The organism is Streptomyces sp. NPDC047002 (assembly GCF_040704505.1).
In the GTDB taxonomy this organism is placed as follows: Bacteria; Actinomycetota; Actinomycetes; order Streptomycetales; family Streptomycetaceae; genus Streptomyces.
Window position 1 is genome coordinate 14,504 of the sequence record NZ_JBEYWC010000013.1, and the last position, 21,959, is coordinate 36,462.

A 21,959-nucleotide genomic window follows, 5' to 3' on the forward strand; every position below is an offset into this window, starting at 1 on the left:
GCTCCGCCCACGACGCCGTCGAAGGTTGCCCGACGATCGCACTATGCGCCGCACGGCCAGGCGTGCGCGCTCACGTCGGCGACGAAGCCGACCGGACATGCCGAGATCGCCCCCTGCGAGGTACATCATGAGGTCGGCACCGCGCTCGGTATCGACCTCCATGAGCGTGTCTGCGACCTCTGCCGCGGAGTCCGGACCACTCCGCCCCGGCACCCGCGGGTTCGGCTAACGGCCCTTCTGCGCCAGTGTGCCGCTGGCTTTCTCCAGCCGGGCCCCAGGTTGTTGCGCGGACTTGCGCTCAATTCCGCGGCCGGGTTTTCGGGGGGCGTGACACTGAGAGGCCGGGCGCGGCGCTGTCGTGTCGCTCGTCGAGGAGAACGTAGGGCGACTTCTTCCGAGGTCTTCCAGGAATTGCAGCCAAGGAGAGGTGCGGGTAGAGGTTTTCTCCGTGCGAGTCGGCGGCTCGGAGACGCGTCGCGCGTCGAGAGGCTGGAGAAATCCGTGTTTGCCGCCGTCCTCGCCGGTCCTTCCCCGGGTGAATGCGCTGACGCGTTCCACCAGCGGGGAGTCACTGGCGGGTAAGGACACCACCTGTGTGCGGTATTGGTCGAGGATGACGACTACCGGGTGGTACGGCGCGACTTCACGTGATCGCTTCGGTCTGGTCGGCCATCGGCTTCTGCTTGCGACCGCTGCGGGGAGCAGGCATTCGTCCGTCCCACAGCCGCAGCGCGTGCGGGGGTCAGGCCGTCCAGTGGCGGGCGTAAAGGGTGCGGGCCTCGTGGAGGTTGAGGGCGGTGTTGTCGTGGACGGCGGCCGGCGTCGGGGCGTAGGGGGCGTTGCCGTGCGCCCAGGCGAGGTGCACGAGGGCGTAGGCCGCGAGGAACAGGTAGTGCGGGTGGGTGTAGGTCCTGATGCTCGCTGCGCTGCTGTAGAACGGGGAGAAGGACTCACCGTGGTAGCGCTCGTTCCGGGCGGTGTAGAGGATCCCGCAGAGCAGGACACGGAGCCGGGCGGGGGGCGAGAGGGCGACCCGGGTCCCGTCGATGTCCAGGTTCTCCCCCGCGAGGGCTCGGCGCAGGAGGAAGGCACCGCGACGGGCGGTGTCCGCGTCGGGGGCGGCGTACTGTCCCTCCACGAGGGTGCGGAAGGTGTCTATCTCGGCGGGCAGCGGGTCTCCGGCGCCGTATCCCGACGACAGCCGTCTGTGGACCTCACGGCTGCTCTCCTCGGGCTCCCGCGTGATGAGGCGTTTGAAGAGATATCCGCAGGTCTGGCTCGGGACGTTGGCGAGCAGCGCCTCTGTGACCGGACCGGACATCCGCGGGTCGGCGCTGAGGATCTTCAGCGCGTCCATGACGTTGGGCCGCCGGTTCACTTGAGGAGCGGGCAGATATGTGGCGACGGCGGTCCTCTCCAGCACCTTCCACACCGAGTCGAAGGCGATGTCCGGGCGGCGGGGCAGGGCGTCGAGGGCTTCCAGCAGGAAGGAGACCTGCGTGTTGTACCGGAGGTCGTCCGAGTAGGCCGGCGGGAGCGGGACGAAGAACCGGGAGCCCATCCGTGTCACACGCTCAGCGAACTGCTCCTCGATGGGCAGCCTGGGGCGCTCTGCCAGGACCCCTGAGCGGCTCCACGCGGTGATGATGTCGATCCGCTCGTGCCGTTGGCGGGATCTGCTCCGAGAGTCCATCGCTCGCCGTCCCCCTTCTCCTCCCCCGCCTCTCGGCGCAGAGGAACGTGCTTCGTCGGTTTATTGACGGTACATCAGGAAATCGCGACGCCATTCTTGGGCGGGGTGTGCCGCCGCCGTTCCCGCGTGCGATGTGGTCAGCCGTCACGGTGTCCGTGTCGCCGCCCAGGTCGACTGCGGCCCGGAGCGCGTCCTCCGTGGAGGACAGCGATGCCTTCCCAGGCCGCCCAGTCGCCGTGAGTGAGGGCCGCGATCCGGCGGGCGGCGTCCGGCGTCGCCCGCCTCCCGCGTGCGGCGAAGTGGGCCGCGGCGGTCGAGGCGCATCAGGGTTCCGTTGCCCGCGGCCCGCGTTTTGACGCGGAAGTTCTCGGCCGCCGCGCGGTCGCACGGATCGCCGTTGGTGAGCAGGCCCTCGATCTGTAGCTCGATGACCTTGCCCCTCGGCGCCGCCCTCGCCCCCTCGTCCGGGACCCAGCCGACTCCGCCGCACATGGCGTCGGACCCGGCGTCAGCGTGCGAGGGCGCCCATGGGGTCCCAGGCGGGGAGGGGGATCGGGGGGTGGTCGAGGGCGGCGGCCAGATCGGGTGGGAGGGCGGAGCGGCGGACGGCGATCTCGAAGACGTGCTCGCCGAACCAGGAGTCGTTCATGGTCCAGAAGCCCTTGTCGGCCTTCTGCTCGCCCCAGCTGTTCTCCACCCGCCAGCGGCGCGGGCTGCCGTCCACCATGTCGACGCCCGTGAACAGCATCGCGTGGGTCATCTGCGTGTCGTGGTGCAGCAGCCTGTCGGCCTTGTCCATGGTGAACGGCGCGTCGTAGACGGCGGCGTAGTCGAAGAGGCGGGCGTCCCAGACGCCGGTCTCGCTGTGCATCATCTTGGCCACGTCGCAGCCGAACCAGACCGGCTCGCCGCCGACGACCGTCTCGGCGGCCAGCCGCTTCAGCAGGTCCATCCCGGCGTTGAGGTAGACGACCGGCGGGACGTCCACGATGTTGCCCAGGTACTCGACGGTGAAGGTGCGGCCGACCGGGCTCGACTCGCGCGGGTCGTGCACCAGGCAGACGTACTCGTCGAGCGGGAGTTCCACGTACGAGGCGGCGAACTCGGCGGGGGTGAGCCAGCCGTCGCGGTGAAACTCCTTGTCCTTGTCCTCCCACTGCCACAGGAAGCGCCGCGGCGGGGTGCCGAGGTGGATGCTGAGCACCCGGTGCACGGCGCCCAGGATCTCGCGCTTGTGCTCACGCTGCGCCTCGGCGTCCGCGGGCGCCAGGGCGCGCAGTTCGGACGCGCCCTGCCGCAGCAGGGTCTGGAGGGCCCGGTTCATCGCGCGGGTCGCGGAGGAGCTGTCGGTCTCCGGCATGGCCGACTTGGGTACGAGGCCGTGCTTGGCGACGAGCGCCACGAACATGTTCCACTGCCCGCCGTCGCCGATCGGGTCGGTGAGCAGGTGCGCGATGGTGCGGTCGTCCACGTCGCGGTCCGAGGTCTCGATCACCGCTTCGAGAAAGTGGTTGGCCCGCTCGAACTTGTCCCACCACAGCAGGTAGTTCTGGGAGAACTCGAAGTCCTTCACGCCGAGTTTGCGGGCGGCGCCGACCCGCAGCAGGTTGAGCCCCGCGAACATCCAGCAGCGGCCGCTCTGCTTCTGGTTGGTGGCCTTCCAGTCGTCCAGGTGGTGGGAGACCGAGTGGTCGATGCCGGTGAGGACGCGACGGTCGAGGGCGACGTCGTCGACGGGGGTCCGCGTGACGGCGTTCTGCATCAGCTGGTTGGCCGGGCGGGCCGCGAAGTCCTTCTCGTACGCCTCGATCTGGTCCGGCGTGAGGGCGCGCGGTACGGCCGGTCGGGAGTCGTCATGTCCGAAGGTCACGGCAGCCTGCCTCCAGTTCCCCGTGCTCCCGAGCGGAGCGCTGCCTCCACGTTGCACTGCCGTTCGGGTGGAGTCAACGGCGTATCCGCGGCCGGGACACCGCCGGGACATCCGGGGCGTCGAGGACGGGGCAGGGGGCCGGCGGGCGGGGCGCCGACGGCATGCGCAGGCCGCCCGGCCCGCGCTCAGGGCGCCGCGTCGCCGCGCCGTGCCGTCTCGTCGAGGAGCTCGCCGAGGTCTGTTAGGCGGTCGAGGCCGTGGACGGCGCGCGCCGTGCGGTGGTTGGCGGCGAGCCGGTCGCGGTGCCGGTGCAGGAAGGCCCAGTAGCCCGCGGTGAAGGGGCAGGCGCGCTCGCCCGTGCGGTCGGTGGGGCGGTACGCGCAGGGCCCGCACAGATCGCTCATGCGGTGGATGTACGCGCCGCCCGAGGTGTACGGCTTGGTGGTCATCAGGCCGCCGTCGGCGTACTGCGACATCCCGACGACGTTCGGCAGCATCACCCAGTCGTAGCCGTCGACGAAGCAGCGGTGGAACCAGTCCGTGACGGCCTCGGGGTCCCAGCCGTCCTGGAGGGCCCGGCTGCCGAGCACCATCAGCCGGGGGATGTGGTGGGTCCAGCCGGTGTCCCGTACCTGCGCGAGCACGGTGGAGAGGCAGTTGGCGGTGACGGCCCCTGCGTCGAGTTCGAGGAACCAGTCGGGCAGCGGTGCGGTGTGCCGCAGCGCGTTGCGGTGGCGGTAGTCCTCGCCGAAGTGCCAGTACAGGTGCCACACGTACTCGCGCCAGCCGGCGATCTGCCGGACGAACCCCTCGACGCTGTTGAGGGGCGCGTCGCCCGCCCGGTAGGCGCGTTCCGCGCGCTCCACGCACTCGGCCGGGTCGAGCAGGCCGAGGTTGAGGGGCGCGGAGAGCAGGCTGTGGCTCATCACCGGGTCGGCCGCGAGCATCGCGTCCTCCTGGCCGCCGAAGCCGGGGAGGCGGTGGGTGACGAAGTGGCGCAGCGCCGCCAGCGCCTCGCGCCGGGTCGCGGGGAAGCGGCGCGGGCCGTCGCGGCCGACGAAGGAGACGTCGCCTGCGCGCTCCCACCGGTCCAGGTCGTGGCGCACCTCCTCGTCGATGGCGTCCTCGCGTGGCCGCCAGGGCCCCTTGATGTCGAGGGTGTCCCGGTCGCGGGGCGGGGGTTCGCGGTTGTCGTGGTCCAGGTTCCACCGGCCGCCGGCCGGTTCTTCGCCGTCCATCAGCAGGCCGCGGCGCTCACGCACCCAGCGGTAGAAGCCTTCGAGCCGGAGGGACGTGCCGCCGTGGCGGCCCGCCCACTCGGCGAACTCGGCGTGCGGCACGAGGAAACCGCGCGCCGGCAGGACCTCCACGCCGTCCAGCGCGGCGGCGAAGTCCCGGGCCCGGCGCGAGGTGGGGTGGTGGACGGTGAGGCGAGCGCCCTCATCTGCGGCTTTGGCGCGGTGGGTTGGGCGGCCGAGGGCGCGCTCAAGGCCCTCGGCGTACGTCTCGGCCCGTACGTAGGTGACCCGGTCGCCGAGTTCGGCGGCGCGGTGCCGCATCGCCGAGAGGACGAGATGCGCCTTGGCGCGGTGGAAGCGGCGCCTGCGCAGCACCGAACGCGCCTCGATCATGATCAGGGGGGCGTGGGCGTCGGGGCCGCCGTGGCGCGGGTCGATGAAGTGCGGACCGAGTTGGTCCCCGAAGATCCAGTGGGGGCGCGGTGCCATGGGCCTGGTCCGCCTCTCGGGGCGTGGGGGGTGTGTGCCGGGTGGCGTTGTGTTGCGCTGTGTTGTGTTGTGCTGTGTTTGCGTCGCACTGTGCCGCGGGCCGGACGGCGGCCGCACGCGCGATGGTGTCAGCCGGGACGCGCGGGCGCACGGCGACGCTCCGGCCGCGCCTGCGCCGTGCGCCCGGCCGGGGGCCTTAGGGTCGGGTTCCTGGGCCACGGGGGCGTACGACAGGAGTGGTGGCGTGCACGAACGTCCCGGCGACCGGCCCCCGGACGCGCCCGAGCAGCCGCCGCTGTTCGAGTGGGAGGGCGGGCCGCCGCCGGGCGGCGGCTTCCGGGACAGCCCGCGGGCGCGGCGGATGCTGGACGTCCGTGAGGTGTACGCGGAGCCCGCGGCGCTCGCCTCGCCGCGCGGCCGGCAGATCCTCGCGGGGCTGCCCGGGGTGCCGGTCACCGAGGTGGCGAGCCACTGGCGGATCCCCTCGCTGCACGGCAACGAGGGCAACATCGGCCGGTGGACCAGGATCAAGACCGAGACGCTGGTGCTGGGCGTCAGGCAGTCCCTGGCGACCCGGCCCAACGGCAGGTCGGCCGACTGGATCGCGCCAGGCGCGTCCAACGGGTGCGCGATGGCCTGCGCGTACTGCTACGTACCGCGCCGCAAGGGCTATGCCAACCCGATCACACTCTTCACCAACATCGAGGCGATCGTCGCCCGTGTGCGGGCGCATGTGCGGGCGCAGGGGCCCAAGCGCGAGCCGAACCAGTGTGATCCCGAGGCGTGGGTGTACGACATCGGCGAGAACGGCGACTGCTCGGTGGATGCGCTGGTCTGCGACAACACGGCCGACCTGGTCGCTGCCTTCCGCGAACTGCCCACGGCCAAGGCGTCGTTCGCGACGAAGTTCGTCAACCCCGACCTGCTCGCGCTGGATCCGCTGGGCCGTACCCGGGTGCGCTTCTCGGTGATGCCGCCCGACGACTCGCGCCTGCTCGACCTGCGTACGAGCCCGGTTACCGAGCGCATCGCGGCCGCGGCGGACTTCCTCGACGCGGGGTACGAGGTCCACTTCAACCTCTCCCCCGTCGTGCTGCGGCCCGGCTGGCAGCGGGACTGGGCCGAGCTGCTCACCCACCTCGACGACGTGCTGCCCGGCCGGGTGAAGGAGCAGGCGGGCGCCGAGGTGATCATGCTCACCCACAACCAGCGGCTGCACGAGGTCAACCTCGGATGGCATCCGCGGGCCGAGGACGTGCTGTGGCAGCCGGACGCCCAGGAGTCCAAGCGCTCGGAGAACGGCGCGCTCAACGTCCGCTACACCCGCGGTGTCAAGCGCGAAGCCCTGGCCCGGCTGCGGGAGTTGATCGCGGCGCACGCGCCGTGGCTGCGGGTGCGGTACGCGTTCTGAGGCTGCGGTACGTGTTCTGAGGCGGGGGGCGGTGGGGCGGTGGGGGAGCGCCTCGGACCGCCGCGGACCGCCGCGGGCCGCCGAGACCGCCTCGGACCGCCGGGGTCCCGCCGCCCGGGCGCCGGTAATGCGTTTGTGGCCTCCCGCCACGCTGCGGAAGCATCGGCCCATGGACAAGCCTGCGGAAATCCTCTCCTGCGACCGGGTTGAGCTGCGGCGATGGCGTACGGCCGACCTCGCCGAGCTGGCGCGGGCGACCGCCGAGTCGCTGGAGCACCTGATCCCCTGGATGCCCTGGGCCGCGAGCCACGACAGGCAGCAGACCGCGGAGTTCCTCGCCCGCAACCAGGTCGAGTGGCAGTCGGGCGAGGGCTTCGGCTACGCGATCACGGCGGCCTCCGCCGTCGTCGGCAGCTGCGGGCTCGTGCGCAGGATCGGCCCCGGCGGCCTGGAGATCGGCTACTGGCTCCACCCCCGATGGACCGGCCAGGGCCTCGCCACCATGGCCGCCGGCGCGCTCGTCCGCGAGGCGTTCGCGCTCGCGGGCACCGAGCGCGTCGAGATCCACCACGACGCGGCCAACCCCGCGAGCGGCGCCGTCGCCCGCCGTCTCGGCCTCACCGAGGTGTCCCGGGCCCCCGCCCCCGAAGGTCCCGAGGCCCCCGGCGAGACCGGCATCCGCGTGATCTGGCGCATGACGGCCGAGCAGTGGGCGTCGGGCGCGGGCGGATCGTAGGGTTCCGGGCGGTTCCTGAGGGCCGGACGGAACGTCGGGGGGCGGCTGGTCGTTCTGGGGGATGGTGGTGCGGTGGTGTCGGGTCGAGCGGGGACGGGTGGGTGCGGTGGTGCGGCGGATCGTTGTCGTCGGGGGCGGGATCGCGGGTGCGGGGGCCGCGCTTGCGCTGCACAAGGCCGGGTTCGGTGTGGAGTTGTACGAGGCGTACGAGGACGGGGCCGAGGACATCGGGGCCTTCCTCACGCTCGCGAGCAACGGCATGCGGGCGCTGGCGCAGGTCGACGCGTCCGAAGCGGTGGCCCGGATCGGCTTCCCGCTCACCACGATGCGCGTACTGGACGCCTCCGGCGCGGAGTTGGCGCACCGGCCACTCGGCGAGGCCGGTGATCCGCTGCTGCGGTTCAGGTGTCTGCGGCGCGGCGAGCTGAATGCGGCGCTCCAGTCCGAGGTGGTGCGCAGGGGCATCCCCGTACGGCGCGGCGCGCGGCTGGTGTCGTTCGAGGAGGGCGCGGACGGCGGTGTCACCGCGCGGTTCGCCGACGGTGCCGTCGCCACCTGCGACCTGCTCGTCGGCGCCGACGGGCTGCGCTCCACGGTGCGGCGCGTGATCGCGCCGGGCGCCGAGCCCGGCTACGCGGGGCAGAAGGTGTTCTACGGGTACGCCCCGGCGGGCACGGCCCCTGCGGGCGACCCGGGGTGCATCACGATGGTGCGCGGCAGCGCGGCCGCCTTCGGGTACGCGGTGTCGCCCGGCGGGGAGGCGTACTGGTTCGCCCGGGTGGGCGGGGAGCCGCTGACCGCCGGCGAGGTGGCGGAGGGCACGCCTGAGCGGTGGCGCGAGCTGCTCGTGCCGCTGCTGCGGGCGGACGCGACACCGGCCGCCGGCCTCGTCGCCGCCACCGGCGGCCGCATCATGGTCACCAACTCCACGGAGATGCCGCTCGGCATGGCCTGGCGCGCGGGCCGGGCGCTGCTCGTCGGCGACGCCGCGCACGCCGCGTCCCCGGCGACCGGGCAGGGCGCCTCGATGGCGCTTGAGGACGCCGTCGTCCTCGCCAAGTCCCTGCGGGACGCGCCGGACCCGGACCGCGCGCTGGAGCTCTACGAGGCGCTGCGCCGGCCACGCGCCGAGCACAACATCACCGCGAGCGGCCAGGCGTCCCGCGGCGGCCCCCCGCCGGCTCCCGGGGCCACGCCCCCCGGCCCCCGGCGCGACCGGGCCACCCCGCCACCCGCCCGCCCCGGCGACGACGCCCTGGCCCGGCTCCTGGACTGGGACACGGGGATCTGGGAGGAGCGCGGCTAGCCGGCCCCTCGCGCGAGGGGTGCCGTGCTGGTCAGGGGCGCCCCCGGGACCGGGGCGCGCCGCCACGAGGGCCGCGGGGTGCGGGGATTCGGGGTTTTCGGGGGTGGTGTTCACCGGGGGGTGGGGTGGTGTTCACCGGGGGGCGACAGGTTCGGGGGCATGGCTTCAAGACCCCTTTCTCGTAAGCGTGTCCGGATCGCCGTGGCGGTCGCCGCCTCGCTCGCCGCGGTGGGCGCGGGTACCGCGGGCGCGCAGGCCGCCGGCTGGCTCTCCGCGCCGTCGCACGACTTCCGCGCGGCGGCCGACTCGTACGCGGGCCACGGCAGGGTGACCGGCGACGTACTGCGCAACGACACCGGTGCGACCGCCGTCGTGCGGCACACCGCGCCCTCGCACGGCACGGCGGACGTCGGCGCCGACGGTACGTTCACCTACACGCCGAAGCCGGGCTTCCACGGCACGGACACCTTCACGTACACGGCGACCGACGCGGTGCGGCTCTTCAAGGACGCCGCATCGAACGGGAAGCCGCTGCCGCCGCTCGGCACGGTCGCGGGGCCCGGCGGCACCACCACGCAGCTGTCCGGCGAGGGCTTCGGCTCGTCGCTCGCGCCCGTGCCCGGCAGGCCCGGCCGCTTCTACGGGCTCACCGACCGCGGCCCGAACGCCGACGCGCCCGACGGCAACAAGTCCGAGATGGTGCCCGGATTCACGCCGGAGATAGGCGAGTTCAAGCTCGTCGGCGGCAAGGCGGAACTGGTGGGGAAGGTCACGCTGAAGGGTCCGAAGCGGCTCGGCGGCACGCCGTACAGCGGGCGGCCGCCGCACGACACGGACGAGGTGATCGACGACGTCGCCGCGACGAACGCGCACGGCGGCGCGCCCGTGCCGGTCGCCCCCGACCCGGACGGCTACGACTCCGAGGGCCTCGTCGCGCTGCCCGACGGCACGTTCTGGGTGTCGGACGAGTACGGCCCCTACATCACGCACTTCGACGCGCGCGGGTACGAGATCGGCCGGCTCACCCCGTACCGCGACAGCGCGGACAACGCGCACCACACGGTCGTGGGCCACCTGCCGGCGGAGCTCGCCCACCGGGTGAAGAACAAGGGCATGGAGGGCCTCACGGTCACACCGGACGGGAAGACGCTGGTCGGTGTCATGCAGTCGGCGCTCCAGATGCCCGACCTCGGCAGCACCAAGGCGAGCAAGGTGGCGGCGACCCGGATCGTCACCGTCGACCTGCGCACGTACCGCACCAAGCAGTACCTGTACCTGCTGGACGACCCGGCGTCGACGGGCGACGCGAACAGCGAGATCACCGCGCTGTCGGCGACGAGGTTCCTGGTGGACGAACGGGACGGCGGCTTCGAGCCGTTCGCGAAGAAGACGCTGTACGAGGTCGACACCAACGGCGCGACGGACGTCAGCGGCCTGAAGATTGACGGCACGTCGCCCGAGGCGCTGGTGGGCGAGGACGGCACCGACAAGGCGCTCGCGGCCCTCACGGGCGCGGGCGTCCAGGTCGCGCAGAAGCAGCCGTACCTCGACGTCGGCTCGCTGGTCAGCCAACTCGACCCGACCGGCGGGTTCTTCCCGCACGACAAGGTCGAGGGCGTGGCGACGGCGGACGCGGGCAGAACGCTGTACCTGTCCAACGACGACGACTTCGGCATCGACACCATCGCCGTCGACCCCGACGGGAAGTGGACCGTCCACCAGAAGACACTGCCGTCGACGGGGCAGACCGACAACGGCGAGATCCTCAAGGTCGACACCGCCAGGCTGCCCGCGGTGCTGAAGACGGTGAAGGTCACCGTGCACGTGCGGTGACCTGCGGGGGTGTGCGCGCCCCGGCGCGGGGGCTGGCCGTTGCCGCGTCACAGCCGGGCGTCGTCGGCGGCCGACTCGCCCTCGCGCCACCCCTCGGCGTCGCGGCCCTTGAGGCGGGCCGAGGTGGTGTGCGGGAAGAGGCGGCGGGTGGCGGTGCGGACCGCCAGGTCGCGGGCGGCGAGCGCGGGCAGCAGGCCCGGGCTCTCCCGCCGGGCGGCCACCTCGTCCTCCGCCGCGGTGGCGAGGCGCCGGCGGATCCGGGAGGCGTAGGCGATCAGGAACGACAGCCGGTAGTCGCGGCGCCTCGACGGGCCGCGGGTCAGGGCCAGGTCGGCCTGCACGAGCAGCGAGGTGTAGAGGAGTTCGACGGCCTCCAGGTCGCTCTCGTGGCCGACGACCGTGGAGAAGCCGAAGTCGGCCGACCACACCGCCTCGCAGCGGTTGGCGGCGGCGACCGCGTCAAGGAGCAGCGCCTTGGCGTCCTCGTACGGGCGGTCGACACCGATCCTGCGGAAGCCGGGGCCGTCGCCCGTACCCGCGCCGTCGGGGCGCAGCAGTGCCGCGTCGACCTGGTACCGCGCCATCAGCTGCTGCGCCTTGGCCGTCAGTGCCTCGGCCTCCTCGGGGAAGCCCGTCGACTCGGCCTTCGCCAGCAGGGCCCGTACCCGGCCGAGCACCTTGCCCGCCTCCCCCGCCGGTGCGGCAGCCGGTGGGACGACGGCCGGGATACGGGGCAACCTGCCGTACAGCCGCAGGAGTTCGACGACCGCGGTGGCCGCGCTGAACCGGTCGAGCCGCTCGGCGCCCGCGAAGTCCGCGGCGCCCACGCCGTCCGCGAGCGCGGCGGCGAGGCGGTGGTGGCGCGCGGTGAGCTCGCGGCCCGCCACCCGCACCAGGTCGGCGGGGGCCCAGCCGCGGCTCTCGCACTCCCGCACGACGCGGCCCGCTGTCTCCTCGGCGGCCGCCGCCCACCTCTCGCCCAGCGCGGCGAGCACCGAGGCGGCCGTGTCCGTCTCGGCCTCCCCGGTGTCCGCGCCGAGGGTCTTCCGGTACGCCCGCTCGAAGTCGTTCACCCGGCCATTGTCCCGCCGCGGTACCGAGGGGGCGCGCCGCGCGGGGCCGGTCACGGACCGGCGGGTACGGCCGCGGGCCCGGTCACGGACCGGCGAGTGCGGGCGCGGGCGCGGGCTTGCCGAGCCTGCCGCGGGTGGCGAGCAGCAGGACCAGGGCCGCCGCCACAGAGGCGATCAGGAAGGCGTGCGTGGTCGCGGAGAGCGAGAGGGAGGGGAACATCTGCGGGCCCGCCAGGGAGAAGAAGTTGTTGACTCCCGTGTGCAGCAGCATGACCAGCGGCATGCTCTCGCCGGAGCGGTTGAACACCCACGTCATGACGTAGCTGAAGGCGATCGTGGTGGCGACGAACTCCAGCGGCCTCGTCGCATCGACGTGCGGCCGGCCGCCCCACTCGGTCAGGAAGAGCGGCAGGTGCCAGACGCCCCACAGGGCGCCCACGACCAGGCTCGCCTTCGCCGGGCTGTACCGGCGCTGCATGCGCGGCATCGCGAACTCCCGCCAGCCCGGCTCCTCCGCGAGGCCCGTGGTGACCATCTGGAGCAGCAGGCTCGGCAGATAGGCCGCAAGCACGGTCACGGAGGGCGCCAGCGGGGCGCGGCCGGTGAGGCCGGCGGACGCGGCCGTCAGCACGGCGGGCACCGCGAGCAGGACGAGGGCGTACCAGCCCACGCCCGCACGGAAGTTGGTCATCCTGCGTCGCCAGACCCGCAGTCCGGCGCGGCCCTCGGTCCCACCGGTCACCAGGAGCGCCGAGGTGATCGGGCCGAGGTAGGCGCCGGGCAGCACACCGAGCAGCTGGGTGCTGCCGCCGATGACGGGGAACGAGAAGTGCCAGACGCCGAGGCCGTTCTCCGACAGCACGTACGGCGTCCAGGCGAGCCAGCTGAGCCCGTACGTCAGCACGAAGAACCAGGTCAGAGGCGTACGCCGGAGGGCTCCTCGCAGTCCGGCGGAGCGCCCCTGCGCCGGCTTCCCCGGTGTGTCCAGCGGGTGGGTTTCGATGCCTGCGGGCGGGTGGATGCTCACCGCGGGGTCCTTTCGGACGGGGGCTGATGTGATGCCCCCAGCACACCAGCGCGGCCTCAGGAGATCATTGCCGCGCACGCCCCACCTCGGGGTACAGCCTGCTGTACCCGGTCCTGGCGGCCGCCCCTGGGCCTGGGCCGGTCACGAGTCCGTCCGGTGCGGGTCCGTGGCGACACGGCGTACTCGTCACGCGCGAACCGTGCCCACCCGCGTCGGCGCGGAATCCGCTGCACGACTCCGGAACCTGCCGACCAGGCCGGCCACCGCAGGCGCCGGGGCACGGTCGGTGGACGGCCTCCGGCTTTCGACCGTGAGGACTACCAGGCCCGGCACGCGGTCGGGTGCGGCATTCAGGAACTGTTCTGGTTTCGGATCGTGAAGGTGAGGTGAGGTGAGGTGTTTCGACCATATGCGCGGCTCGGTGGCGGTGTTGGCTTCTCATGGCCTGCCGGGATGCCGCTGGACGGTCTGTGGGCAGTGAGATGCCCCCGCCGGGCGCGGCGAGGGCGGGTGATTCACGATGCGGTGGGCAGATACCGGGTGCTCACTGGTGCTGGTGACCGTAGGTCTTGGTGCGGTTCATCATGTCGCGCAGGTTCGCGGGTGCGTTGTAGCCGAACGTCTGCTCGAAGGACTGGTAGCCCTCGGTCGAGGACGCGGCGCTGCGGGGCAGCATCTGCTCGGCGAAGGTGTCGAACGCCGTGTCGATGTCGGCCGGTGTGGTGGCGATGGCCTGTGCGAGCTGGGCGCCGTCGTAGAGGGCCCAGTTCGCGCCGTCGCCGTCGGGCGGGGTGAGGTGGGCGGCGTCGCCGATGAGCATGATGCCCGGGACGCGGTCCCAGGTGTGTTCCAGCGGCAGTCCCCAGATGGGGCGTGCGACCGGCGTGGTCTCGCCTCGGGTGACCAGTTCGAGCATCTCAGGTGCCCAGCCCTGCCCCAGTTGCTCGGCGACGAGCGCCAGCGCGCGCTCGCGGTCAGAGAAGTCGACCGACTGCATCCACTCAAGTGGCTTCTTCAGTACGACGTAGGTGTGGATCACGTCGTTCGCCTCGCGGTGTCCGAAGATTCCCCGGCCGGGCTTCATCGCCAGCATCGCGCCGTTGCCGACCAGTGCGGCGCTCTGGGGGTGGTTCGTGCCGACGTCGTGGAGGAACGTTTCGACCCACAGGGTTCCCAGGTACTCGGGCATGGCCCCGTTGAGGGCGCCCCGGACCCGCGACCAGGCCCCGTCGGCGCCGATCAGCACCTCGGTTGACACTGAGGAGCCGTCGGCGAAGTTGATCACGTGCGATCGGTGGCCGTCTCCGGGGGTGACCGAGGCGATTTTGTGGCCCCACTGGATCGTACCGTGGGGCAGCGACTCGATCAGGATCCTGCGCAGTTCGCCGCGCAGGACCTCGGGGTTGCTCAGTTCCCCGTCGTCAGGGATCTCGCCGACGAGTTCTCCTTCGGGGCTGAGGAATCGCATCGCCTCGGCGCCCATGTTGACGATCGAGCGGAACTCGTCCATGAGCTGGCACTGCTGGAGGGCGACCTGGCCGTTGACGTCGTGGATGTCGAGCTGGCCGCCCTGGGTGCGTCCGCTGGGAGACGCCTCCGCCTCGTAGACGGTCGAGGTGATGCCGTTGACGTGCAGGACGCGGGCGAGGGCGAGTCCGGCCAGTCCGGCTCCGGCTATGGTGATCGATCCGTTCACTGTGATGGCTCCTTGAGTTCTTGGCCTCGGGCGACTGCTGGTCCGGGTGAGTCGGTGACTCGGTTGGCCCCGCCTCAGTCCTTATGTTGCATAATTATTGTGCCACATAACTACACGGGGGTGCCGTAAGGTACCGGGGGCGGTGAAAGGCGGGTCATGTCAGAAGCTCAGCCGGGTGATGAGTACGAGCAGGTACTGGGAAGCCTCACGGCCTTCACCGCCACCCAGAAGGAACTGGCACGGGCCTTCGCCCGCAGCGCGCGGTTGCACACCACCGACGCCGACGCCATCGTGCTGATCATCGAGGCGGAAGAGCGCGGCCGGCCGCTGACACCGGCGCGCCTCGCCGAACGCGTGGGCCTCTCGCCGGGTGCGACCTCGATCCTTCTCGGACGCCTGGAGAAAGCAGGGCATGTCGAGCGAGCACGGGAGGGCTCCGACCGGCGGCTCGTGACCCTGCGCTCGACCACGACGATCCACGCCGCTGCCGACGCTTTCTTCGAACCGCTGCATCTGCAGCTCGGTCAGGCGCTGGGTGAGTTCACCGCGGAACAGCTCACCCTCATCACCCGCGCCGCCGACAATCTCCGCACCGCCATGGAGACCTACCTCCGCGACTGCGAGTCGGCCCCGAAGGACTGACCGCCGGGGCCGGCCGAGCGTAGCGGGGCCCGCGGCACGTCCCGCGGACTACGGGCCATGTGTCCGCGCCCCAGCCCTGCCGCAGGCGCCCGGCTGCCTCGCCACCTGCTCACGCGCCTCGCGTTCCGTGCGGGGGACGCATGGCGCCACGCGGCTCCGGAAACGAGAAGAATTGCCTGCCCAGCAGGTCGAAGTGGTGATGCACGATAGGGAAGAGGCGGGCAGCGTCCCGGCCGCAGACCTCGAAGCCCTCGGTTCGGAGGTCAGTTGCAGCTTCCTCCATCGGCCATCGGAAAGATCCCCTCGCTCCGCATCGAGATCATCGTCATCACGGCACGAGGCGAGACACGGACCCCGGTTCCGGAACACGGCCTAGCCGCGCCGTCTGGCGTCCTGGAGGCAGTGGAGGACCGCGGCCACCCGGCGGTCCACCCGGTCGGCCGGGGCGAGGTCCAGCTTGGCGAAGATGCTGCGGATGTGCTTGTGGACGGCGCCGTCGGTGACGAACAGCCGTTCCGCGATGGCCCTGTTGCCCAACCCCTCGGCCATCAGGGCGAGTACGTCGCGCTCGCGGGGGCTGAGCCGCTCCAGCCTGGTGTCCTCGCGGGAGCGGGTCAACAGCTGCGCCACGACCTCCGGGTCGATGGCGGTGCCGCCCGCAGCGACCCGGTGCAGCGCGTCGAGGAACTCCTCGACGCGGCCCACCCGTTCCTTGAGCAGGTAGCCGATGCCGCCGACGCCGCCGGTGAGCAGCTCCGTCGCGAAGCTCTGCTCGACATACGCGGACAGCACGAGGACGGCGAGCCCCGGGCTGCGGCGCCTGGCCTCCACGGCGGCCCGGATGCCCTCGTCGGTGTGCGTCGGCGGCATGCGCACGTCGAGCACGGCGATGTCGGGGGCGTGGGTGTCGATGGCGTCGAGCACGCCGTCCGCGGTGCCGGTGGTGGCCACCACGTCGAGGGACTCCGCGCGCAGCAGCAGCGCGAGGCCCTCGCGCAGCAGGGGGTCGTCCTCGGCGATGACGATGCGCAGGGCGGGTGGTGTGTCTTCGCTCTGCGGGGCGGGTTCCGTGCGCGGGGCGGGCGGCGTGCTTTCCGTACGCGGGGCGGGTTCCGTCCGCAGGTCACGTTCCACAGGGGAGGTCCACTTCGAGCGTTGTCGGGCCGCCGGGCGGGCTGGCGAGTCGGAGCGTACCGTCAAGGGCCGCGACCCTGCGGCGGATGCCGGCGAGTCCCGAGCCGCCCGCTTCCTCGGCGCCGCCCCGCCCGTCGTCGGTGACGGCGAGGTGCAACCGCCCGTCGCGCACGCGGACCGCGACGGCCGCGTGGGCGGCGCCGCTGTGTTTGGCGATGTTCGTCAACGCCTCGGCGGCCGCGAAGTAGACGGTCGCCTCGACGGCGGCGGCACAGCGGCGCGGCGCGTCGACATCGAGGGCGCAGGGCACCGCGCAGTGGGCGGCGAGCCCCGAGAGGGCGCCCGCGAGACCCCGGTCGTCGAGCACGGGCGGCAGGATGCTGCGGGAGACCCCGCGCAGCTCGGCGAGCGCCTGCTCGGCGGCGGCCTGGGCGCGTTCGAGGATCTCGTCGGCGCGTGACGGGTCGCGCGCCACCTGCCGCCGCGCGGCGCCGAGCAGCACACTGACCGACACCAGCCGGTTCTGGGTGCCGTCGTGCAGTGCGCGTTCGATGCGGCGCAGCTCGACGGCGTGCGCGTCCAGGGCCGCTGCCCTGGTGGCGGTCAACTCCGCGACGCGCAGGGAGAGATCGACGTCGGGCCCGGCCGCGAGCAGGCGCCGCCCCGGGCGTTCCTGGAGCCTCGCCATGCCGGGCGTGAGGCCCAGGACGAGGATGATCCAGCCCACGCCGAGCAGGGCCACAGCGAGGGCGTCGGGCCAGGAGTGCGCCGTGCCGAAGCCGAGGGAGGTGGCCGAGGCGTTCTGCGGCATGAACCGCCAGTAGAGCGGGAAAGCCGTGTCGCGCACGGCGAGGATCGGCAGCCACACACCGACGAGGCCGAGCAGCAGCCCCACCGTGGCGTGCCGGCACAGCCAGCGCAGCTCCCGCCGGGTGGTGGGGTCCGCGAGCGCGGCCCGCGGCCGGGTGGGCGGCGGCTCGGGGGCGATGACCTCGGCGCCCGTACGGCCGAGCCGTTCGCGCTCCCGCCGGGCCAGCGCGTGCAGGGCGCGCAGCGCGAGCGGCGCCATGAGCAGCCCGACCCCGGCCACCGCGGTGGCGGCCGTCACCGCGAGCACGGCCAGCAGGGCGAGGGCGCTCGCCGCGGTCGTGAATCCGCCCGCGAGTCGGCCGGTGGCGTTGCCCGAGGCGCGCAGGGTGCGGCCGGCCGCCTCCCCAAGCCCGGTGCCGACGGACGTCTCGGGGGCGTGCGGGGCGATGGAGGCGTGCGGGGCGACGGGGGCGCGCGAGTCGTGCGGCGCGTGCGGGCCGTCGCTCGCTCCCGCCGCCGTCGCACCGGGGGCGGACGGTGCGAGCGCGGCCGCCGGGTCCGCCACGTCACGGGTCCTCTGCCACACCGCCATCGGCCTCCCTCGCCCCTTCGCGCCCGGCCGGAGCCTGCGTCTGTCCTTCCGGAGCCCGCATCACCGGCCGGCTCTGCCCCGGTCTGCTCCGGTCCGGTCCGGTCCGGTCCGCCCGGGCCCTTCGACAACCCTAGGGCCGCGGCCCCTCCCGCGGCCCCTCCGGCGGCGAGAAGTACAGCCTGCTGTACCTCGCACCCGGGAGCGCACGGGATCGTCCGGGCCCTGCGCCCGCGCCTAGCGTCGTGACCACAGGCAGCACCCACCGGCGATCCCCAGGAGGAACCACCATGGCGCACACCGGCTCCCGCCCGCTGGACACCACCGCGCACACCGCGGACGCCCCTACCGGGCCCGTCACGCGCGACGCGGTCCTCCGCGTCCTGCTGTGGACCGTGGTCGTCGTCAGCGTCGCGACCAACGCGATCGCCTCGTACGGCGGCCCCCACACCGCCACCCACCTGGTCTGCGGCCTGATCAGCCTCGCGGGCGCGAGCGCCCTGGTCACCCGCGCACTGCGGCGGCGGCGGTGACGAGCCGCTGTGCCGGGACGCACAAAGGCCCTGTGCGGGGGTGTCCGTACGGGGCCTTTGTGCGGCGGGTGCGGTGTTACGGCTTGGGGAGGGTGCAGGCGGAGGCCGCGAGGTCGAGCTTGTTGCCCGTGGTGAAGCAGGCGGGGATGGTGTAGGTCTCCTCGGCGTAGCCGGTGCCCTTGTGGATGGTGACGGCGCCCTGCTTGTCGACCTCGCAGGGGTTGTCGAGGGTGCAGCGTTCGCCGCTCTCGTTGGTGGTGTTGTTGACGGCCGTGACCTGGCCGGTGGTGGTGTCGACGACCGGGGAGCCCGAAGTGCCGCCGATGACCTGGCACTCGGGGGTGTAGCGCACCGAGTCCTTCCAGGCCCACTGGTCTTCCTTGACGCGGTAGGCGAAGCCGTCGATCGAGCAGGAGTAGACCTGCTTCCAGAAGCCGGAGACGACGTCGATCGCATGGCCCTGCACCGGGTGGCTCGCGGAGAGGGTGAGCGGGGCGATGCCGGTGGACTTCTGTATCTGGCTGTAGTTCTGGGTGAGTTGGTAGATCGTGACGTCGGTGTCGGTCATCGTCGAGTAGACGACCTTGTTGGCCTTGAGCGTGCCGGCCGTGCCGGCCGAGGCGTTGAGGAGCGTGAAGCTGCGGGTGGACGCCTGGTCGGTGATGACCTCGCCCGCGCTGGGGAAGCCCGACTCGATGCAGTGGCCGTTGGTGAGGACGAGGCCGGGGTCCGTGGGCCGGGAGTCGGGCAGGCGGATCAGGGAGCCGGAGCAGTTGCTGAGCGCGACGGTACCGGCGAAGGAGGTCGCTCTGGGGGCGGCGGGTTCCGTCGCGGTCGCGGCCGCCTGGCGGGCGGTGGCCGGCGCGGCGGCGGGGGCATGGGCCGGCTGGCCCGCTGCGGCGGGCGCCGTCGGGAGGGCGGACGCCGTGCCCGTGGTGCCGGCCAGGGCGGCAGCGCCGAGGGCGAGTGTGGTGAGGGTGAGCAGGAGAGGCTTGCGCATGGGGGTCGATCCTCTCGGGTCGGTCCGCGAACCGACCGGCGCCGGGGGTGGAGAACGGTCGATGCATTGTCGGTGTACGGACAATGGCACCGCTACCCCGCAGGGGGAAAGTCGACCTTTTCGGCGCTTTATGGCTCTTTACGGCGCTCTGCTGGTGTCTCTGTGATCGTGGCGAGCCGGTGCGCTCCGGGCAGCGGCGGGGGCCGGTTCAGGCGTCACCGCGGGGCGCTTCGGGCAGGCGGCGCGCGAGGTACGGGGCGGTCCTGCTGCCCGGCGTGCGGGCGACCCGCGCGGGCGGGCCCGCGGCCACCACGCGGCCGCCCTCGTCGCCTGCGCCGGGGCCGAGGTCGAGGACCCAGTCGGCGGAGGCGACCACGGCCATGTCGTGCTCGACGAGGACCACCGTGTTGCCCGCGTCGACGAGTCCGTGCAGCTGCCGCATCAGCAGGTCGGTGTCCGCGGGGTGCAGGCCCGTGGTGGGCTCGTCCAGGAGGTAGAGCGTGTGGCCGCGCCGGGCCCGCTGCAACTCGGATGCCAGCTTGATGCGTTGGGCCTCGCCACCGGACAACTCGGTGGCGGGCCGGCCGAGGTGGAGGTAGCCGAGGCCCACGTCCTGGAGGGTGCGCAGGGCGCGCGCGGCGGCGGGCACGTCGGCGAAGAACGCGGCTGCCTGGTCCACGGAGAGCGCCAGCACGTCCGCGATGCTGCGGTCCCGGTAGGCGACCTCCAGCGTCTCGGGGTTGTACCGGGCGCCGTGGCAGGTCGGGCAGGGCGCGTACGTACCGGGCAGGAAGAGGAGTTCGACGGCGACGAACCCCTCGCCCTGGCAGGTCTCGCACCGCCCTGACGCGACGTTGAAGGAGAACCTGCCGGGCGCGTAACCCCGCCTGCGCGCCTCGTCCGTGGCCGCGAAGAGGGACCGTACGGTGTCGAAAAGGCCGGTGTACGTGGCGAGGTTGGAGCGCGGCGTACGGCCGATGGGCCTCTGGTCGACGCGGACGAGGCGGTGCACCGCGTCGAGACCCTCCACCGCCCGCGCCCCGGAGCCGGTGCCGGTGTCCTCGGCGGCCTCTGCGGCCGGTACGGCCTCGGCCACCGGGCCCGACTCGCCTTCGCCCGGCTCGTGTTCAGCGTCCGCGGGCGGGGCCTCCTGGCCGGTGCCGAGGTGGGCCGCGACGGCCTCGGCGAGCACCTGGCCCACCAGGGTCGACTTGCCGGAGCCCGACACCCCGGTGACCGCGGTGAGCACGCCGAGCGGCACGTCCACGTCGAGGTCCCGCAGATTGTGCCGGGTCACCCCGCGCAGCCGCAGCCAGGCGCCGGGGGCGCGCGGGGGCCGCGCGGCGGCGCCCGGCCCGCGCGGTACGGCCGGGCCGCCCGCGCCCTCCGAACTCGGAGACGAACTCGGGGACGAACTCGGAAACTGCCCCGGGAACAGGTACGGGCGGGTCGCCGACTCCGCCACAGCGGCGAGACCGGGGACCGGGCCGCTGTAGAGGACCCGCCCGCCGTAACGGCCCGCGCCCGGGCCCACGTCGACCACCCAGTCGGCCCTGCGCACCACGTCCATGTCGTGCTCGACGACGAACAGCGTGTTGCCCTCGGCGCGCAGCTTCTCCAGAACGCCGAGCAGGGGCTCGGTGTCGGCGGGGTGGAGGCCCGCCGAGGGCTCGTCGAGCACGTACACCACGCCGAACAGGCCGGAGCGCAGCTGGGTCGCGAGCCGCAGCCGCTGGAGCTCGCCAGGGGAGAGCGTGGGCGCGGTGCGGTCCATGCTGAGGTAGCCGAGGCCGAGGCCGGTGAGCACGTCGATGCGGGCGCCGAGGTCGCGGGCGATCGCCACCGCCGCCTCGGTCGTCTCGCCCGAGTCCGACGCCGGCACGGTGGCGTCCGGGTCGGTGAGGCGCGCGGTGGCGCGCAGCACATCGGCGAGCGCGTTCAGCGGCATGGCGGTCAGCGCCGCGATGTCGTACCCGGCGAAGGTGACGGCGAGGGCCTCGGGCCGCAGCCGCCTGCCCCCGCACACCGGGCACTCGGCGCTCTCCAGATACCGGGCGACGCGCCGCCTGGTCGCCGGGCTCTTCGACTCCGAGAACGCGCGCATCACATAGCGCTCGGCGCTCATGAACGTGCCCTGGTACGGCCGTTGGATACGGCCCGCCTCGCGCACGGGGTCGACGGTGACCACCGGCCGCTCGTCGCTGAAGAGGATGAAGTCGCGGTCGGCCTGCGGGAGTTCGCGCCAGGGCCGGTCGATGTCGTAGCCGAGTGCCTGGACGACGTCGCGGAGGTTCTTGCCCTGCCAGGCGCCGGGCCAGGCGGCGACCGCGTGGTCGCGGATGCTCAGCGAGGGGTCGGGCACCAGCGAGGACTCGGTGACCCGGTGGACCCGGCCGAGGCCGTGGCACTCCGGGCAGGCGCCGGTCACGGTGTTCGGCGAGAAGGCGTCGGAGTCCAGCCGTTCCGCGGTGCCCTCCGGGTACGAGCCGGCGCGCGAGAACAGCATCCGCAGGAGGTTCGAGAGCGTGGTGACGGTGCCGACGGACGACCGCGAGCCGGGCGTGCCGCGGCGCTGCTGGAGCGCGACGGCGGGCGGCAGCCCGGTGATCTCGGTGACCTTGGGCGCGCCGACCTGCTGGATCAGCCGCCTGGCGTACGGCGCGACCGACTCGAAGTAGCGGCGCTGGGCCTCGGCGTAGAGCGTCCCGAACGCGAGGGAGGACTTGCCCGAGCCCGACACACCGGTGAACACGGTCAGCGCGTCGCGCGGAATCTCCGTGTCGACGCCCCGCAGATTGTGCTCGCGCGCACCGCGCACACGCACATACGCATCGCCCCGGAGCGCGCCGGCCCCACGGGACGCACCGGCCCCGGGGGCA

General features: G+C 73.0%; 16 protein-coding genes and 2 pseudogenes. 7 read left to right on the forward strand and 11 right to left on the reverse strand.

The window, feature by feature from the left end; genetic code table 11:
* Positions 1-742: 742 nt before the first annotated feature.
* From AB0910_RS14700 to AB0910_RS14715, 4 genes and pseudogenes are all read right to left on the reverse strand, one after another.
* Positions 743-1,693 carry a hypothetical protein gene (locus AB0910_RS14700; protein WP_366744963.1) on the reverse strand — a complete coding sequence of 317 codons (951 nt, stop codon included), beginning with the start codon at positions 1,691-1,693 and terminating at the stop codon, positions 743-745.
* 197 nt (positions 1,694-1,890) lie between these two features.
* Positions 1,891-2,128: pseudogene (locus AB0910_RS14705) on the reverse strand (ADP-ribosylglycohydrolase family protein); the annotation flags it as partial.
* A 73-nt stretch (positions 2,129-2,201) separates the two neighbouring features.
* The gene (locus AB0910_RS14710) at positions 2,202-3,563 is read right to left on the reverse strand and encodes a C1 family peptidase (protein ID WP_366744964.1); all 1,362 of its coding nucleotides are present in this window, start codon (positions 3,561-3,563) and stop codon (positions 2,202-2,204) included.
* A gap of 185 nt (positions 3,564-3,748) precedes the next feature.
* Positions 3,749-5,290 carry a cryptochrome/photolyase family protein gene (locus AB0910_RS14715; protein WP_366744965.1) on the reverse strand — a complete coding sequence of 514 codons (1,542 nt, stop codon included), beginning with the start codon at positions 5,288-5,290 and terminating at the stop codon, positions 3,749-3,751.
* Between the two features lie 295 nt (positions 5,291-5,585).
* Between AB0910_RS14715 and AB0910_RS14720 the strand changes: the two genes are divergently transcribed.
* The 4 genes from AB0910_RS14720 to AB0910_RS14735 all read left to right on the forward strand — a co-directional run bounded on the left by AB0910_RS14720 (position 5,586) and on the right by AB0910_RS14735 (position 10,576).
* The gene (locus tag AB0910_RS14720; RefSeq protein ID WP_366745080.1) at positions 5,586-6,701 is read left to right on the forward strand and encodes a spore photoproduct lyase family protein; all 1,116 of its coding nucleotides are present in this window, start codon (positions 5,586-5,588) and stop codon (positions 6,699-6,701) included.
* A 169-nt stretch (positions 6,702-6,870) separates the two neighbouring features.
* Positions 6,871-7,437, forward strand: a complete 567-nt coding sequence (locus AB0910_RS14725; protein ID WP_366744966.1) for a GNAT family N-acetyltransferase — start codon at positions 6,871-6,873, stop codon at positions 7,435-7,437.
* 109 nt (positions 7,438-7,546) lie between these two features.
* Positions 7,547-8,743: an FAD-dependent monooxygenase gene (locus AB0910_RS14730; protein WP_366744967.1), complete on the forward strand. Its 1,197-nt coding sequence runs from the start codon at positions 7,547-7,549 to the stop codon at positions 8,741-8,743.
* A gap of 159 nt (positions 8,744-8,902) precedes the next feature.
* A complete protein-coding gene (locus AB0910_RS14735) occupies positions 8,903-10,576 on the forward strand; it encodes an esterase-like activity of phytase family protein (RefSeq protein WP_366744968.1) in 1,674 nt (557 codons plus the stop codon).
* A 47-nt stretch (positions 10,577-10,623) separates the two neighbouring features.
* On the opposite strand, the gene AB0910_RS14740 is transcribed toward AB0910_RS14735, so the two are convergent.
* Positions 10,624-11,649 carry a DUF2786 domain-containing protein gene (locus tag AB0910_RS14740; RefSeq protein WP_366744969.1) on the reverse strand — a complete coding sequence of 342 codons (1,026 nt, stop codon included), beginning with the start codon at positions 11,647-11,649 and terminating at the stop codon, positions 10,624-10,626.
* An 82-nt stretch (positions 11,650-11,731) separates the two neighbouring features.
* Complete coding sequence (locus AB0910_RS14745) at positions 11,732-12,676, reverse strand: type II CAAX endopeptidase family protein (protein WP_366744970.1); 945 nt, start codon at positions 12,674-12,676, stop codon at positions 11,732-11,734.
* A gap of 129 nt (positions 12,677-12,805) precedes the next feature.
* Here AB0910_RS14745 and AB0910_RS14750 point away from each other — a divergent pair.
* A pseudogene (locus tag AB0910_RS14750) lies at positions 12,806-13,015 on the forward strand (IS5/IS1182 family transposase); the annotation flags it as partial.
* Positions 13,016-13,220: 205 nt separating this feature from the next.
* On the opposite strand, the gene AB0910_RS14755 reads toward AB0910_RS14750, so the two are convergent.
* On the reverse strand, positions 13,221-14,372 hold the full coding sequence (locus tag AB0910_RS14755; protein ID WP_366744971.1) for an NAD(P)/FAD-dependent oxidoreductase: 1,152 nt from the start codon (positions 14,370-14,372) through the stop codon (positions 13,221-13,223).
* 156 nt (positions 14,373-14,528) lie between these two features.
* On the opposite strand from AB0910_RS14755, the gene AB0910_RS14760 reads away from it, so the two are divergent.
* Positions 14,529-15,014, forward strand: coding sequence for a MarR family transcriptional regulator (locus tag AB0910_RS14760; RefSeq protein ID WP_366744972.1), 486 nt, complete (start codon positions 14,529-14,531; stop codon positions 15,012-15,014).
* Positions 15,015-15,386: 372 nt separating this feature from the next.
* Here AB0910_RS14760 and AB0910_RS14765 read toward each other — a convergent pair whose 3' ends face one another.
* Both AB0910_RS14765 and AB0910_RS14770 read right to left on the reverse strand, forming a co-directional pair.
* The gene (locus AB0910_RS14765) at positions 15,387-16,046 is read right to left on the reverse strand and encodes a response regulator transcription factor (protein WP_366745081.1); all 660 of its coding nucleotides are present in this window, start codon (positions 16,044-16,046) and stop codon (positions 15,387-15,389) included.
* 91 nt (positions 16,047-16,137) lie between these two features.
* The gene (locus tag AB0910_RS14770) at positions 16,138-17,550 is read right to left on the reverse strand and encodes a sensor domain-containing protein (RefSeq protein ID WP_366744973.1); all 1,413 of its coding nucleotides are present in this window, start codon (positions 17,548-17,550) and stop codon (positions 16,138-16,140) included.
* A 287-nt stretch (positions 17,551-17,837) separates the two neighbouring features.
* Between AB0910_RS14770 and AB0910_RS14775 the strand changes: the two genes are divergently transcribed.
* Positions 17,838-18,080: a hypothetical protein gene (locus tag AB0910_RS14775; RefSeq protein WP_366744974.1), complete on the forward strand. Its 243-nt coding sequence runs from the start codon at positions 17,838-17,840 to the stop codon at positions 18,078-18,080.
* 76 nt (positions 18,081-18,156) lie between these two features.
* Here the strand turns inward: AB0910_RS14775 and AB0910_RS14780 are convergent, their stop codons facing one another.
* Positions 18,157-19,080, reverse strand: coding sequence for a serine protease (locus AB0910_RS14780; RefSeq protein WP_366744975.1), 924 nt, complete (start codon positions 19,078-19,080; stop codon positions 18,157-18,159).
* A gap of 208 nt (positions 19,081-19,288) precedes the next feature.
* Positions 19,289-21,904 carry an excinuclease ABC subunit UvrA gene (locus AB0910_RS14785; protein ID WP_366744976.1) on the reverse strand — a complete coding sequence of 872 codons (2,616 nt, stop codon included), beginning with the start codon at positions 21,902-21,904 and terminating at the stop codon, positions 19,289-19,291.
* Positions 21,905-21,959 lie beyond the last annotated feature (55 nt).

Excerpts from the sequence above, each read along its gene's own strand:
- AB0910_RS14780 (WP_366744975.1), bottom strand. The coding sequence starts at position 19,080 with ATGCGCAAGCCTCTCCTGCTCACCCTCACCACACTCGCCCTCGGCGCT.
- AB0910_RS14735 (WP_366744968.1), top strand. The coding sequence starts at position 8,903 with ATGGCTTCAAGACCCCTTTCTCGTAAGCGTGTCCGGATCGCCGTGGCG.
- AB0910_RS14715 (WP_366744965.1), bottom strand. The coding sequence starts at position 5,290 with ATGGCACCGCGCCCCCACTGGATCTTCGGGGACCAACTCGGTCCGCAC.
- AB0910_RS14770 (WP_366744973.1), bottom strand. The coding sequence starts at position 17,550 with ATGGCGGTGTGGCAGAGGACCCGTGACGTGGCGGACCCGGCGGCCGCG.
- AB0910_RS14775 (WP_366744974.1), top strand. The coding sequence starts at position 17,838 with ATGGCGCACACCGGCTCCCGCCCGCTGGACACCACCGCGCACACCGCG.
- AB0910_RS14700 (WP_366744963.1), bottom strand. The coding sequence starts at position 1,693 with ATGGACTCTCGGAGCAGATCCCGCCAACGGCACGAGCGGATCGACATC.
- AB0910_RS14760 (WP_366744972.1), top strand. The coding sequence starts at position 14,529 with ATGTCAGAAGCTCAGCCGGGTGATGAGTACGAGCAGGTACTGGGAAGC.
- AB0910_RS14725 (WP_366744966.1), top strand. The coding sequence starts at position 6,871 with ATGGACAAGCCTGCGGAAATCCTCTCCTGCGACCGGGTTGAGCTGCGG.